Source organism: Nannocystis sp. RBIL2 (genome assembly GCF_026626745.1).
Classification (GTDB): domain Bacteria; phylum Myxococcota_A; class Polyangia; order Nannocystales; family Nannocystaceae; genus Nannocystis.
The window spans coordinates 5530627-5544788 of the sequence record NZ_JAPNJW010000001.1 but is presented as its reverse complement, the minus strand read 5'-3'; the positions used below and the strand labels follow the sequence as shown (position 1 = coordinate 5544788).

At 72.1% G+C, this 14162-nt stretch carries 12 protein-coding genes; 9 read left to right on the top strand and 3 right to left on the bottom strand.

Features of this window, described 5'->3' with window-relative positions:
- Positions 1-32: 32 nt before the first annotated feature.
- Positions 33-1574, bottom strand: a complete 1542-nt coding sequence (locus OV090_RS22050) for a hypothetical protein (protein ID WP_267706017.1) — start codon at positions 1572-1574, stop codon at positions 33-35.
- 76 nt (positions 1575-1650) lie between these two features.
- On the opposite strand from OV090_RS22050, the gene OV090_RS22045 reads away from it, so the two are divergent.
- The gene (locus OV090_RS22045; RefSeq protein ID WP_267706016.1) at positions 1651-2775 is read left to right on the top strand and encodes an alpha/beta hydrolase; all 1125 of its coding nucleotides are present in this window, start codon (positions 1651-1653) and stop codon (positions 2773-2775) included.
- Positions 2776-2786: 11 nt separating this feature from the next.
- Positions 2787-3833: an ATP-binding protein gene (locus OV090_RS22040; protein WP_346660372.1), complete on the top strand. Its 1047-nt coding sequence runs from the start codon at positions 2787-2789 to the stop codon at positions 3831-3833.
- A gap of 4 nt (positions 3834-3837) precedes the next feature.
- On the opposite strand, the gene OV090_RS22035 is transcribed toward OV090_RS22040, so the two are convergent.
- A complete protein-coding gene (locus OV090_RS22035) occupies positions 3838-5247 on the bottom strand; it encodes a CotH kinase family protein (RefSeq protein ID WP_267706015.1) in 1410 nt (469 codons plus the stop codon).
- 636 nt (positions 5248-5883) lie between these two features.
- On the opposite strand from OV090_RS22035, the gene OV090_RS22030 reads away from it, so the two are divergent.
- The 7 genes from OV090_RS22030 (at position 5884) to OV090_RS22000 (ending at position 13329) form a co-directional block, all read left to right on the top strand.
- Positions 5884-6657, top strand: a complete 774-nt coding sequence (locus OV090_RS22030) for a polyphosphate polymerase domain-containing protein (RefSeq protein WP_267706014.1) — start codon at positions 5884-5886, stop codon at positions 6655-6657.
- Entirely contained in the window at positions 6654-7337 is a 684-nt protein-coding gene (locus OV090_RS22025; protein WP_267706013.1) for a DUF4956 domain-containing protein, read from the top strand. Before OV090_RS22030 ends, OV090_RS22025 begins: the two co-directional genes overlap by 4 nt.
- A 60-nt stretch (positions 7338-7397) precedes the next feature.
- A complete protein-coding gene (locus OV090_RS22020) occupies positions 7398-8549 on the top strand; it encodes an HlyD family efflux transporter periplasmic adaptor subunit (protein WP_267706012.1) in 1152 nt (383 codons plus the stop codon).
- A gap of 29 nt (positions 8550-8578) precedes the next feature.
- Positions 8579-9883 (top strand): TolC family protein, encoded by a 1305-nt coding sequence (locus OV090_RS22015; RefSeq protein WP_267706011.1) that lies wholly within the window; start codon positions 8579-8581, stop codon positions 9881-9883.
- A gap of 85 nt (positions 9884-9968) precedes the next feature.
- Positions 9969-11291, top strand: a complete 1323-nt coding sequence (locus tag OV090_RS22010; RefSeq protein ID WP_267706010.1) for a lamin tail domain-containing protein — start codon at positions 9969-9971, stop codon at positions 11289-11291.
- Between the two features lie 161 nt (positions 11292-11452).
- Positions 11453-12628, top strand: coding sequence for a hypothetical protein (locus OV090_RS22005; RefSeq protein WP_267706009.1), 1176 nt, complete (start codon positions 11453-11455; stop codon positions 12626-12628).
- A gap of 68 nt (positions 12629-12696) precedes the next feature.
- Positions 12697-13329 (top strand): hypothetical protein, encoded by a 633-nt coding sequence (locus OV090_RS22000; RefSeq protein WP_267706008.1) that lies wholly within the window; start codon positions 12697-12699, stop codon positions 13327-13329.
- A gap of 27 nt (positions 13330-13356) precedes the next feature.
- Here the strand turns inward: OV090_RS22000 and OV090_RS21995 are convergent, their stop codons facing one another.
- Entirely contained in the window at positions 13357-13707 is a 351-nt protein-coding gene (locus OV090_RS21995; RefSeq protein WP_267706007.1) for an RNA-binding protein, read from the bottom strand.
- Between the last annotated feature and the right edge of the window lie 455 nt (positions 13708-14162).

Sequence of the window (14162 nt, the reverse complement as noted above, 5' to 3'; positions counted from 1 at the left end):
GGCCGCGCCCTCGGGTGCGGCCGCGGTCGCGATCAGGGCTCCAGCAGGTCGACAGGGACGCGGGCGACGAGGCCGTAGGGCGCGGGCGCGTCGAACGAGTGGCCGAACAGCGAGACGGGGCCGGCGAAGCGGGCCAGGAGCACCACGTGTCCTTCGGGATAGGTGGCGATCCGGTCGACCCCGCCGCCCGCGGCGGCGCACAGCGGCATCGACCAGCGGTGCTCGCCGCTGTCGTCGAGGCTGGCCAGGAAGGCGCACGGGGCTGTCTTTTTGGTCAGGAGCTCGCCGCCGAATTCGATCTGCCGGTTGAAGGTGCCGCCGAGGACCCAGCTGCCTGCGGGGCCGGCCGCGACGCCGCAGCCGGAGTCCACGCCCGTGCCGCCGTGCACGCCGGCCCACGCGAGCTCGCCGTCGGCGTCGTAGCGGACGGCGAAGTGGTCGGCGTCCGCGTCGGTGGCGAGCGATGGGCCGGCGCCGAAGTCGATGCTGCCCTGGAACCACCCCGCGAGCAGCACGCCGCCGTCGGCCGCGAAGCGGGCGCCGCAGCCGGCCGAGTTGCCGCTGCCGAGCTGCTTCGACCAGCGATGCTCGCCGCTGTCGCCGTCGAACACCGCCAGGTAGGCGCCGCCGTCGAGGAGCGGGCCGCCGCCGAGGTCGATCGAGTTGGCGAACCATCCGGCGACCGCGACGTCGCCGTCCTCGCCGACGGCGAGGTCGTGGGCGCTGACGTCGGCGAGGTTGCCGAAGGTCTTCGACCACACGTGGGAGCCGTCGACGTCGAGCTTGGCGAGCAGGAGGTCGTGCGCGTCGGCGGCGACGAGCGGGCCGCCGCCGAGGTCGATGATGGACTCGAAGGCGGCGGAGAGGAGGATGTCGCCGGCGCCGTCGAGGACCGCGCGCGGCTCGAGCTCGACGCCTGGGCTGCCGAAGCTGCGCGCCCACTCGGGCTCGCCCTCGGCGTCGAGCCGCAGCACGAGGATGTCGCTGAGGCCGAGCGAGACGAGCGGCGGCAAACCGGGCAGCTCGAGGGCGTCGTTGAACTCGGCGACGAGCAGGAGGCGCCCGTCGCTGCCGGCGGTGATCGTCGCTTCGTGCTCGTCGCCGGGGCCGCCGAAGCGCCGGGCCCACAGGAGCTCGCCGGCGGCCGTCCAGCGGGCCACGAACAGATCGAGGCCGCCGGCGCTGGTGAGGATCTCGCCGTCCAGCGGCATGGTGCCGCTGAACACGCCGGCGACGACGACATCACCCTGCTCGGTGACGACGACGCTGTGCCCGCTCACGGCCTCGGTACCGGCGAGCGGCACCAGCCACAGGCCGGCTTCCTCGGGGCCGCCGGTGGTGGTGGTGTCGCCGGTGCTCGCGGTCGAGGTGCTCGAAGTCGTGGGCTCGGCGGTGGCGGTCGGTTCGCCGGCGGTGGTCGCGGTCGCGCCGTCGCTTGTCACTGTCGAGCCTGCTGTGGTCGCGCCGGTCGAGCTCGACGTCTCGCCCTCGCTGGTGGTCGCGGGGTCGCCCGGACACGCGCTCACGAGCGCGAGCACGAGGGCGAAGGAGCAAGAGCGCGCAGGCGAGTTCATGCGTGGAATGGTACCAGGCGGGCGGGCGCCGCCGATCGGGGGCTGACGGGTGGACGAACTCGTGCGACCATGACGCGTGCGCTCGTGGTCCCTCAGGCGGCCCGACGGCGTGGCGCTGGTCGGCGAATCGCGCGGACAGGGCGAGCCGGTGGTGCTCGTCCATCCGACCGGGACGACGCGGCGCGGGCTCGCAGCGACCGCCGAGCACCTGGCGCGGCACCTTCGCGTCGTCACCTACGATCGCCGCGGCTGGGGCGACAGCCGCGGGACGGTCGCGCCGCAGCGCTGGTGGGCGACCCACGGCGACGATCTGATCGCGGTGATCGAGAGCATGGGCGAGGCGGCCGAGGTGGTGGCGTGGGCGGGAGGCAGCGCGGCGGCGATCCACGCGGCCCTGCGGCGGCCCGAGCTGGTGCGCCAGCTGGTGCTGTTCGAGCCGACGATCGGCGCCGGTCCGCCGCGGGCGCGCCGGCTGCGGCACCTGCGGCGCGCGCTGGCGTGGGCGGCGATGGGCGAGCACCGTCGCAGCCGCGCGGTGTTCTGGCGGGCGACGACGCAGCGCGGGGTGTGGTCGGCGGAGGCCGGGAACCGCGGACTCACTTGTGCTTTCGACCATGTCCGAGCGGACATCCGCGAGATGTTGCTGAGCGCGCCGGGTCCGCTGGCCGACGAGCTGCGCGCGGGCACCGAGGACCACTTGCTGGCGCGGCTGGAGGAGCTGCGACCGGAGGTCCACATCCTGCTGGCCGGGATGAGCGTGCGCTCGCTGTATCGCATCGCCGACCGCTGGGTCGAGCGCTGCCCGACGGCCGGCTTCCGCGGCGAGGACGACTGCGACGCGTTGCTGCCGCTGAACCGCCCGCGGGTGTTCGCGGCCTGCGTGCTGGAGATGCTCGGCTACGCCGACTGGCGCGCGATCGCGGCGGCCCGGCTGGCCGAGCTGCGTGAGGTGCTGCGCCTGCCTGCGCTCGAGCGCGTGCGCGTGAGGTGCGTGCGCAACAGCGAGGTGTTCATGCCCGACGCGGTGACGGGGTCGCTGCACTGGGACCCGGAGGCCGAGAGCAGGTGCGCGAGCCTGGTGGTCGGCTCGACGTACGAGGTCACCGGCGTCAGCGCGCGCGAGTTCGGGGTGATCGACGAGTGCGGCGAGGATTACGGCTACCCGCCGCAGTGGTTCGAGCCGGTGGCGATCGATTGGTAGGACAGGCGCGAATGATCGAGCCGACCGAGCCGACCGAGATGGTGCGCCGGCGACCGGGCATGTACGTCGGCAACCTGCAGGACGGGACCGGCGTGATGAACATGGCGCTCGAGCTGGTCGCCAACGCCGTCGACCGGGCGCTCGTCGGGAACTGCTCGCGGCTCGATGTGCAGGTGGAGGACGACGACAGCATCGTCGTCCGCGACGACGGGCCCGGGATCGCGGCGGACGGTGAGGATGGGCGCCGGTCGCTCGCCGAGATCCTCGAGCGGCGCTTCGAGCGACCGACGGTCGACGGGCATCGCCCGCACGTGCATCTGGGGTTCGGCGGGGCCGGTCTCGCGGCCGTCAATGCGCTCAGCGAGCGGTTCGAGATCGTCACGGTGCACGCGGGGCGCCGGGCGACGCGGCGTTACTGCCGCGGTGTGCCGCTGGAGCCGATGCACGTCGAATCGACGGACTCGCCGTCGGGTACGCGCATTCGCTTTCGGGCAGATCCGCAGATCTTCGCGCCGATCGCGGTGCCGCAGGTGACGCTGTTCAAGCGGCTCCTGGATCTGTCATTCCTGCTGCCGCAGCTGCGCCTGTCGTGGCCGGGGGCCGGCGAGCGCCACGGGCGTGGATTGGCGGAGCTGGTGGCCCTGTCGTGCGGTGACGCGCTCGGCGGAGTCGCTCGGCGGCGCGAAGTGGTCGAGGGTCCGGAGGGACCCATCGACGTCGAGGTCGCGCTCGCGTGGGGCGACGGTTCGACGGACCCGCCGATCTTTCACACCTTCGTCAACTTAGCGCGCACCGTCGACGGGACCCATCTCGACGGCTTGCTCGACGCGTTGCGCGGCTTCTTCCCGCGGCGGGGCGCGGCGGCGCGACGGGCCGGGTTGTCGGCGGCGGTGGCGGTCCTGCTCGCCGATGTGCAATTCGGTCGACCGGTCCGCGAGAACCTCCGCACGCCGGCGGCGCAGCCGGCGGTCAGAGCGGTGACGACCGCGGCGCTGCGCGCGTGGGCGGAGCGCTGGCCGGAGGCCGCGGCGCAGCTCCGTGCGCGCGGGGCGGGTTGACGATTCACGGCTGGACGCACGGGCCGGTGCCGTTCTTCTCGCCGCCGTTCTGCCAGCAGTCCAGCCAGTCGTCGAGGTACGCCGCGCGGTCGGCGATGAACTCGCGCATGGTCTCGACGCCGTTGTAATACTGATTGTTGGTGAACGGCTTGTTCACGTCGGTCAATGCGGCCTCTTCGATCTGGGCCGACCAGGCGTCCATGCGGGCGTGCAGCACGTTCACGTCGTAGGCCGTCGCGCGCACGTGGGCGAGCGCCTCGATGTACTTGGCGAACCACTCCGGGTCGTCGGTGACGATGTCGTAGAGCGGGCGGCCCTTGTCGTTCGGCTTGATATAGGTGTACGGGTCGATGTCGGGCTCGACGCGATCGAAGGTGGCGTCCTTGTCCCAGGGGATGACGTTGAAGCCGGTCTTGGGGTCGTTGTACATGTAGAGGTTGAGGCCGCCGGCCCAGGCGCCGTCGTTGTCGGGCATGACCGCCTCGGCGGCCCACTCGAGCACCGCCTCGTCGATGTTGAGGATCGGGACGAGGTCGGCGAGCGTCTCGGCGTCGTCGAGCGCCTCGATGTCGCTCTCGTCGGGGTCCTCCTCGTTGGTCTTCTTCTCCCAGTCGCCGCCGCGCTTGTAGAGGTTGCCCTCGGAGAGCTCAAACACGCGCTCGAGGAACTCGCTGTCGACCTTCTCGATGCTGGTGAAGAGGCCGTAGTAGTCGCCGTTGAGCATCAGGCGGGCGTTGTTGGCGCAGGGCGCGGGCAGGCCGAGGTCGCGGAAGATGTGCATCGCCATGCGGTCGCGCAAAAAGGCGCGGTTGTACTCGGCGGCGTCGAACAGGATCTTCTTCAGGCCGCGGAACCGGCCCTTCTTGTCGTAGGTGTTGAAGGCGATCTCGAACTGCATCTTGCCCTGGCCGGGCCACCAGGTCGCGTTGCCGCGCAGGCGGATCGAGGCGTAGGTGATGATCTCGTCCTCGTACTTGAACTGCTTCACCGGGTGCTCCGGCGTGTTGTTGTCGTCGCCGGCCTCCCACTCGGCCTTGAGCCCCGCCAGCTCCTCCGGGGCCAGCTCGATTTCGAAGGTCGGCAAAATGTCCTGGGCGTAGATGTCCGGGCAGGCCTTCGGGGCCCAGGTCGGCGGCGGATCGACGGCGCCGGTGGTCTCGTCGCCGGTGGTGGTGGTCGGTTCGTCGCCGGTGGTGGTCGAGGTCGTGCCGGTCGTGACCTCCATGGCGCCGGTGGACTCGCTGCCGCCTCCGGTGGTGGTCGGAGCGTCCGTGGTGGTGGTGGCGTCGGTGCCCGTGCCCGGCTGGATCGGGTCGGTGGTGCCGTCGTCCTCGTCGGCGCCGTCCGTTCCCGTACCGGAGGCAGTGTCAGAAGCAGGACATCCAGTGACTGCGATGATAGCGAGGAGGGTCATCCAACAGCAGCGCATATTCGACCAATCTGCAGAGGGTGGTCATTGATTCAAGGGCGGCGCGTCACGGAAGTGCGTCACGGATCTAACGGGATCCGTATATACGATGCGCGCGCGCGAAGTCGACGATTGCAGCGTAAACCCATTGAGCACAGGGCGCCACGGATCGGCCTTGTGGGTGTCGAATGCGTCACGTAAGGGGGGGCCTGACGCGGGTGGTCCGCGTCACCGGGGTACGGCGGCGAAAGCCGGCGGGGCAGCCGCGGCGGGGGGGCCCGGCGGCGGTTTCGGCGATGGAGTGATCGCCGGGGCCCGTGCGCACGAATGCGCCGGGAAAGCGACGGCCGCCACGATCGCGGCGGGGGCAGGACGAGGCGGACGGGGCGGGCGCTGCGCGTGTGATCCCGGCGGCCGCGGGCGACGCCGTGGAGCGGGCCGGCGACCGGGTGCACGGCCCGATCGAGCCAGGGAATGCTCGAGCTCACGGTCTCGGGGCGCAGGCGGTCCTAGGATGGACGGATGTGAAATCGCGGGCATCCCCGGCCCGAACGATCGCTGCGGCGATTGCAGCACAACCAGCGCGCCGTGGGGCGCGGCGACGACGGAGGGCGATGTGTCATGTCCGTAGTGACGGCAAACGTGATCGAGAGGCGCGAATACAAGTACTTGATCGACGACGTGACCGCGGCGCGGCTGCGCGCGGCGATCCGGCCGTTCTGTGACATCGATCCGTACGCCGGCCGCAGCCCGGGCGGGCGCTACACGATCGAGAGCCTGTACCTCGACTCGCCGCTGATGGGCCTCTACTGGGCCAACGAGCACGAGCAGGTCGATCGCATCAAGATGCGCGTGCGCGGTTACGCGGAGTCGCCGGGCAGCCCGGTGTTCTTCGAGGTCAAGCGGCGCATCAACGACGTCATCACCAAGACCCGCGGCCGGGTGCCGCGCGCGTGCTGGGCGACGCTGCTGTCCGACCCCGCTGCGCCGATCCCCGCCGAGATCGCCGGCAAGGACCGCCCGGCGGTCGAGCGCTTCCTGGCGCTGTCGCGCACGCTCCACCTGCGCCCGTTCACGCTGGTCCGCTACGACCGCGAGCCGTACTTCAGCCGCGTCGACGACTACGTGCGGGTGACGATGGATACGCGGATCCGCGCGCAGGCGATGGACAAATGGACGTTCACCGCGCCGCCGCGCAACTGGCGGGCGCTCGACGACGGGGTCACGCAGAAGTCGCCCGAGTCGATGATCGTGCTGGAGCTCAAGTTCACGACGCAGGTCCCGCTGTGGCTGCACAGCATCGTCGAGCGGCTCGACCTGACGCGGCGCTCGTTCTCGAAGTACGGGACGTCGATCAAGGCGTTCTACGGGGCGATGGACGCGCGGACCGGCCGGTTCGCGGGAGGTTGGCGATGAACCCGACCGACTTGCTGCTGGCCGGCGACGCCGAGCCGTTCGCGCTCAAGAGCGCCGCGCTGGCGCTGCTGCTGGCCTTCGGGCTGACGCAGGTGCTCGGCGCGGTCTATGTGTGGACCTTCCGCGGGATGTCCTATTCGCAGGGGCTGGTCCACGCGATCGTGCTCGGCAGCATCATCGCCTGTATGTTGATGCTGGCGATCGGAGGTAGCATCGCCGCCGGCCTCGGCATCGCCGGCGGCCTGGCGATCGTCCGCTTCCGCACCGCGCTGCGCGACCCTCGCGACATGATCTTCGTGTTCGCGGGGCTCGGCACCGGCATCGCCGCCGGGCTCGGCGCCCACGCGGCGGCCTTCTGCGGCACGGCGCTGTTCTGCCTGGCGGTGTGGCTGCTGACGCTGTCGGAGTTCGGCAGCCAGCGCCGCTTCGACGGCCTGCTCCGCTTCCAGCTGCCGATCGGCGCCGACGAGGTGCCGGTGATGAAGCTGCTGCGCCAGCACAGCCGCTTCCTCGCGCTGGTGACGCTGCGCGAGGTGGCCCAGGGCGAGGCGATGGAGCACGCCTATCAGGTCCGCCTCGGCGACCCGAGCCACCGCGCTGCGCTGGTGCGTGCGCTCGAGGCGCTGCCCGGGGTCCAGGACGTTTCGTTGCTGCTGCAAGAGCCGACGGTGGAGATCTGAGCCATGATGACGGGGTATATCAGGACTCGCATTCTCCCCTGGGTGGTATGGGCCGGGACGATGGCCGGCGCCGGGTGGCTGTGGCTCGACGTGCGCGCCGAGGGCAGCGCGGTCGGGTTCGCGCTCGGGGTCGAATACGCGGTGCAGCCGGCGACCGCCGGGCGCGTGCAGACGATCGAGGTGGCGCCGGGCCAGCACGTGCGCGCCGGCCAGGTGGTGGCGCTGCTCGACACCGCCGAGCTCGACGCGGAGCAGGCGATCCTGGCGGCCGAGCGCGCGCGGCTGGAGGCGTCGCTCGGGGCGGTCCGCTCGGAGACCGCGATGCAGATCGACGACAAGGCCCGCGAGGCCGACGAGTCGGTGGCGGCGGCCGAGATGGCGGTGCACTCGGCTCGTAGCAATCGTGAGGTGCGCGCGGCCGAGCTGCGGGCGATCAGCAGCCAGTTCGATACGCTCGCCGGGCTGGTCAAGGAGCGCATGGCCGACCGCCGCGACCTCGACGCGCTCGGGGTCAAGCGCGCGGCGCTGCGCAAGGAGGTCGAGGCCGCCGATTCGCTGGTGCCCGAATTGGTGCGCCAGGCGGCGGCGGCCCGGTCCCGTCGCGCGGGGCTGCCGACCGACGCGACCGAGCTGGCATTGCGGCCGGTCCGCGCCGAATTGGCGGTGGTCGCGGGGCGCGAGCAATTGTTGGCAGTGCGCCGCGAGCAGACGGTGCTGCGCGCCCCGGCCGACGGCCAGGTGGCGGAGATCCACGCGCGCGCCGGGCAGGTCGCCGGGCCCGACGCGCCGGTGTTGACGATCGTCGGCCGTGGCGCCGGCGAGGACGACGAAGTCACCGTGTGCCTGCGCGAGCACCAGGCCGGGCAGGTCCGCGTCGGCGAGGCGGTGGCGCTGCGCTCGCGCGGGGCCGGCGGGCGAGCGGTGGCCGCCCACGTGACGCGGCTGGGGCCGCAGATCGCCGAGTTGCCGGCGCGCTGCCGCCGGAACCCGGAATTGCCGGAGTGGGGCCGCGAGGTCGCGGTCGCCCTCGACGAGCACGCGCCGCTGCTGCCCGGCCAGGCCTTCGCGGTCAGCTTCCTCGGCCATCCGTCGCCGTGCGCGGCGGGCGAGCCCGAGGCAGCGACCGACGAGCAGGTGCTGGCGGCGCCGATGGTCGACGCGATGCTCCAGCCGACCCGCGCCGTCGCGCCGGAGAAGCCAGGGGTGCCATGATTCGCGCGGGCTGGATGGTGGTCGCGGCTATGTCGATAGTCGGCTGCGCGAGCGCGCCGGCGGTCTCGCCCGAGCGGGCGATAGCGACCTGGCGCGAGATGCAGGTCGGCCAGCCGCGCGGCGCGCTGCCGGAGAGCACTGCGGCGGCGCTCGCGGGCGGCGACGCCCTGACGGTGGAGCAGGCCTACGCGTTGGCGCTGGCGAACAACCCGGAGCTGGCGGTGGTGGAGGCGCGCGCGGAGGTGGCGACTGCGGAGATCGGGGCGGCGCGGCAGCTGCAGAACCCGAGCGTGCGCGTGTCGAACGTCGGCGTCGACGACTCGGCGCCCGGGCGGATCGGCTTCAACATGGGCCTGCGCGCGCCGATCCCCCGACCCGGCAGCGTGCGCGCGCGCGCCGACGCGGCCCGCCACGCGGCCGCCGGGGCGCACGGCGAGGCCGAGGCGGCGCGCAGGCAACTGCGGGCGAAGGTGTATCGATTGTTCGCCCGCCTGGCCTGGCTCACCGCCGACCTCGAGGAGGTGTCGCGCGCGGTGTCGCTGTGCGAGGAGCGGCAGCGCCAGCTCCAGGCCAGGGTGGCCCGCGCGGTGGCGACCGAGGTCGCTCTGGCGATGGCCGAGGTGGCCCGCGCGGAGGCGGCCGACGAGGTCCGCAAGCTGCGCGCCGAGCTGGCCCGCGTGGAGGCCGAGCTGGCGCGGGTGGTCGGGCCGGGGCCGGCGTTCAGCGTGCGCGTCGACCGGGCCCAGCTCGACATCGACGCGCTGGTGCTCGACCCGGCGGCGCTGACGGAGCAGGCGCTGCGCTCGCGCCCGGAGCTGCGCGCGGTGCAGACGAAGGTCGGTCAGGCGCGCTCGGCGATCACTCTGGCGAAGGTCGAGGCGGCGCCGTGGATCAGCTGGGCGCAGGTGAATTACTTCTTCGGCCCGGGCCCGGCGACGCCGTCGTCGTTCGGGGTCGGCTTCGCGGTCGATGTCCCGCTGCTCAGCCTCAATCGCGGCAAGATCAAGACGGCGAAGGCGATCATGCGCCAGCGCCAGGTCGAGGAGCGGGCCGAGGTCGCGGCGATCGCCGGCGAGGTCGACGAGGCGATCGCGCGCGCGCAGCGGGCCGACGCGCGGGTCCAGGAGATCGAGCACGACCTGCTGCCGCAGGTCGATGCGGCGGCGCGTCAGGCGGACGCGGCGCTGGTGGCGGGGACGCTCGACGTGGTCGAGGTCCTCGATATCGAGGCCCGCCGGGTCGCCGCGCGCCGGCTGCACCTGGCGGCCCGCTTCGAGCGCCGGGACGCGCTCATCGAGCTCGAGGCCGCGGTCGGGGCACCGCTGCCTCGCTGACAGGGCCTGTCTTCACGCCCCCTTTTGCCATCATCGAGAAGGTGTCATGTTCGATCGTCGAATCGTAGGAGTATTCCTGTCACTATTGTCCATCTCGGCGCCGGCGGCCCTCGGCTGCAATCAGGGCGGCGGTGTGAACCCTGCCACCACCGACGACGCGCCCCCGGCGGGCTCCAGCGAGACCGGCGACGAGCCGGCGCCGGGCACCAGCAGCGGCGGCGACGACCCGGCGGTGACCTCGGAGGGGCCGGGCCAGCCGGTGTGCGGCGACGGGCTCGTCGAGGGCGACGAGCTGTGCGACGGGGCCGAGGTCGGCGGGATGTCGTGCGCCGACATCGACCCGGGCTTCACCGGGGCGCTGGCGTGCGCGTCCGACTGCCTGTCGTTCGACATGGGGGACTGCGAGGGGGCGCCGATCGAGTGGCTGGTGGCGCTGAACGAGCTGACGTCGAAGGGCGCGGAGTCGGGGCCGTTCGCCGGCAGGGGCGACGCGATCGAGCTGCTCAACGCCGGCGGCGCGCCGGCCGACCTGTCGGGCTGGCGGCTGTCCGACGACCCGCTGCTGCCGGTCGACAAGACCTACGTGTTCCCCGAGGGGACCACGCTGATGCCCGGCGAGCGCTTGGTGCTGGTCGAGCTCGACCCGGTGTCCGGCGAGGGCGACCTGCCGTTCGGCATCAGCTCGAGCAACGAGGAGACGCTGACGCTGGTCGACGGCGGCGACGAGGTCATCGACGCGCTGACGGTCGAGGGCGTGGCGGCGATGGTGTCGTGGTGCCGCCTGCCCGATGGGACAGGTTCTTGGGGCCACTGCGAGCAGACCCTCGGCGCGCCGAACATCGAGGCGCTGGCGATCTGCGGCGACGGGATGCGCGAGGGCGGCGAGGCCTGCGACGGCCTCGACGTCGGCGCGGCCAAGTGCGCCGACCGGGGCTTCAGCGCGGGGGCGATGACCTGCACGCCGCAGTGCGTCCTCGACACGTCGATGTGCATGTCGGACCTGGCGGCGGCGATCAACGAGCTCGAGTCGACCAACGACGAGATCGAGCTGTTCAACGCCGGCGCCGACATGATCGACATGACCGGGTGGATCCTCACCGACAAGGCGTTCGACGCCGCCTACGACCCGGCGGTCGACGACGAGGAGCTGGTGTTCGCCGCCGGCACGACGCTGGCGCCCGGCCAGTTCCTGGTGGTCGGCAAGGGCGACCTGGCCGGCCAGCACCCGTTCGGCCTCAGCTCCAACGGCGACACCGTGACCCTGCTGAAGCCCGACCTGACGCCGGTGTCGCAGGTCACCTACGGCGCCGACCAGGCCGCGCTGTCGTTCTGCCGCCTGGCCGACGGGCCGCAGGGCAGCTGGTCGTCCGGCTGCAAGCCGACGTTCGGGGCCGCCAACTCGAAGTAGGAGCGCGGCAGTAACCTTGGGACATGCTCGTACGAGCATGTCCTAAGAGTCATTGTCCAAAGGCCGGCTCGGGTCCGCCCACGGGCGCGGCCGCTCGCCCGCGGCTGGGCCCGGCGGCGGGAGACGACCGCCGGGGCCCGTGGTATACGTCGCGGCCGCCCATGTCCGCGAAGGTCCGCAAGCTGCCGCTCGTCCTCGGCCTGGTCGCCCTGGTGGCGACGCCGCTCGTCACCCGCCTGCTGGTCCACGGCGACATGCCCGACACGTGGGGCACGTTCCCGCCGCCGAAGAGCCCCGACGTGCCGGGCTTCAGCTGGCTGGTGTTCGGCCTCGGCGTCGCGCTGGCGCTGGGCATCCTCGAGTTCCTGCGCGCGCCGCAGCGGTTCGGCTTCGCGCCGCCGGCGACCGCCCGCGAGGAGTACGTGCCGCAGGTCCGGTTCCCGCCGTGGTGCGTGCCGGGAGCGCTGCTGGCGATGGCCTCGTGGGCGCTGATGTGGGGCGAGCTGCCGGACGCGGCGGCGCCGCTGGTGCCGTTCAGCTTCGTGCCGCTGTGGTGGGGCTTCATCCTCGCGCTCGACGGCGTGGTCTACCGCCGCACCGGCGGGCTGTCGCTGGTGGCGCGCCGACCGTGGGCGATGCTGGCGATCGCCGCGACCTCGTGCGTGAGCTGGTACTTCTTCGAGTACCTCAATTACTTCACGCGCTCGAACTGGTACTACCCGAACGACACGATCTTCTCGCAGTGCGGCTACCTGCTGTGGTTCGGCCTGGCGTTCACCACGGTGCTGCCGTCGATCTTCGTGGTCTATCAATTGCTGACGACGATCACGCCGCTGCGGACCCGCTTCGAGAACGGGCCGCAGATCGAGCTGTCACGCGGGGCGGTGCGCAAGCTGCTGGGGCTCGGCCTCGGCTCGCTGGCGGCGCTGGTGCTGTGGCCGGCGCCGCTGTTCCCGCTGCTGTGGTTGAGCCCGCTGGTGGTGCTGGCGGCGGCGGTGTCGCTGTCCGGCGCGTGGACGCCGTTCTCGCCGATCCGCCGCGGCAACTGGGCGCCGGTGGTGCTGATCGGCCTGGCGACCGTGCTCAACTACCTGGTCGGCGAGATGTGGAATTTCTACAGCACGCCGCAGAACCCGAACTTCTGGAAGTACGACGTGCCTTACGTCAGCGTGCTGCACGTGTACGAGATGCCGCTGCTCGGGTACTTCGGCTACCTGCCGTTCGGCATGCTGTGCTGGGTGTGGTGGATCCACCACGCGCGGCTGTTCGGGCTCGATCCGGCGATCGACGTCGTCGCCGGCGCCGGACCGACGCTCACGCGGCGCAGCGACGCATGAGCGCGTGAGGCCCGGGCCGCGCCGGGTTGCGAATTCGGGCGGTGGGGGCCGGTGCACCCCGCTTTACGGTGGTGACTCGCTTCCCAAACCCGGCCCGGCGTGCCACGATGAAATTCATGTCTGTCGGGCTTTCGCGCGTCGATTCGCGCATTCGTCGTGCGCGTGTCGACGTGTACGGTGCGGAGCTCGATCTCTGCACCCGCGCCGCCACGATCTTCTGGCACCGCTTCGGCCAGGTGCCGCTCGTCGTCGGCGAGGGCGCGTGGGTGCCTCTGCCCGAGCCGATGGGAGACCTTCGCGGCAGGCTCGTCGTCGAGGGCGTCGATCGTCGCACCTGCGCCTTGTTGGAGCATCGGCTCGCGCGCGGCAATCGCGACTGGACGTACGAGAGGGGCCCGTGGGTCGGCGCCGAGGCGACCGCGCGGGCCGCAGGGGTCGACGCCGGGGCCGCGGGCGTCCTGCGCAAGGTCTTGTGGCTGTTCTATTGCGAACGCTGGCCGCTTCAGTTCGCCGACGGCTGCGGCTGGGGCAGCGGCGGCTATGGGCCGCTGATCGCGGCGGCGCTGGCAGACCCGGCCCACATGCGCGCCCGCTGGGAACTGCTCATCCTCACCGGCGCGCTGCAGTGGCCGGCCTGCGAGGGAGGCCTTGAGCGAATCGCTAGCCACTCTCACGGCGAAGAGTTCTACGCTGCGCCCTGAAGCGCAGCCCGAACCCTCGCGGGGTCGTCAGTAGCGGTCGCCGCCGCGGCTCGGCTTGCGCCCGTAGCCGCCACCGCCACCGCCACCGCCACCGCCACCGCCGCCGCCCTGCGGGCCCGAGAAGCTGGGGCGCCGGTCCTCAGCCTCCGAGACGCGCAGCGGGCGGCCGTCGAGCGACGCGCCGTGCAGCGCCTCGATCGCGCGCTGGGCGTCGGCTGCGCTCGTCATCTCGACGAACGCGAAGCCGCGCGAGCGACCGGTTTCCCGATCGGTCATCAGCTTGACCTCTTTGACCGCGCCGTACGGCTGAAACGCCTGCTGGAGGTCGCTGTCGGAGATCTGGAAGGAGAGATTGCCTACGAAGAGTCGGTTGCCCATTGTCTTGATTCGTCTCTGGCTCTCGGCGCGGCGCGCCGGTTGGGGGGGAATTCTCGGTCGAAGAGCCGGCGCTCGAGCGAAGATCGCAGCAAAGCAGGTGCTGCACCATCAACGTCGCCGGAAATGAACCCCAAAACCTTCAGCCGACGCGGAAGTCGACCAAGTGCCCGAGCGTGCAAGTGCGCCAGAAACGAATGACGCCGGCAAGCTAGCACGGCGCCGCGGCGATGGCAACGCGGCGGGGGCTCGGGGCCCGACCTCGACGGATGCAGCGAGGCGTCTGCGTCGGGGCCGCCGCGCTAGCGCACGCGGTGAGCGCGAGCGCACGAATCGCGGCCGGCGGGCTACAGGCGAGCGAACGAGCTCGGCCGGGAGCGGGGGCGGCCCGACCCCGGCGAGGCGGTGATTGTGAAGATGTCTCGAGGGACAGGTGTGAGGCGGGCCGCCGCCGGCTC

Excerpts from the sequence above, each read along its gene's own strand:
- OV090_RS22050 (WP_267706017.1), bottom strand. The coding sequence starts at position 1,574 with ATGAACTCGCCTGCGCGCTCTTGCTCCTTCGCCCTCGTGCTCGCGCTC.
- OV090_RS22040 (WP_346660372.1), top strand. The coding sequence starts at position 2,787 with ATGATCGAGCCGACCGAGCCGACCGAGATGGTGCGCCGGCGACCGGGC.
- OV090_RS22035 (WP_267706015.1), bottom strand. The coding sequence starts at position 5,247 with ATGACCCTCCTCGCTATCATCGCAGTCACTGGATGTCCTGCTTCTGAC.
- OV090_RS22025 (WP_267706013.1), top strand. The coding sequence starts at position 6,654 with ATGAACCCGACCGACTTGCTGCTGGCCGGCGACGCCGAGCCGTTCGCG.
- OV090_RS22020 (WP_267706012.1), top strand. The coding sequence starts at position 7,398 with ATGGCCGGCGCCGGGTGGCTGTGGCTCGACGTGCGCGCCGAGGGCAGC.
- OV090_RS22015 (WP_267706011.1), top strand. The coding sequence starts at position 8,579 with ATGTCGATAGTCGGCTGCGCGAGCGCGCCGGCGGTCTCGCCCGAGCGG.
- OV090_RS22005 (WP_267706009.1), top strand. The coding sequence starts at position 11,453 with ATGTCCGCGAAGGTCCGCAAGCTGCCGCTCGTCCTCGGCCTGGTCGCC.
- OV090_RS21995 (WP_267706007.1), bottom strand. The coding sequence starts at position 13,707 with ATGGGCAACCGACTCTTCGTAGGCAATCTCTCCTTCCAGATCTCCGAC.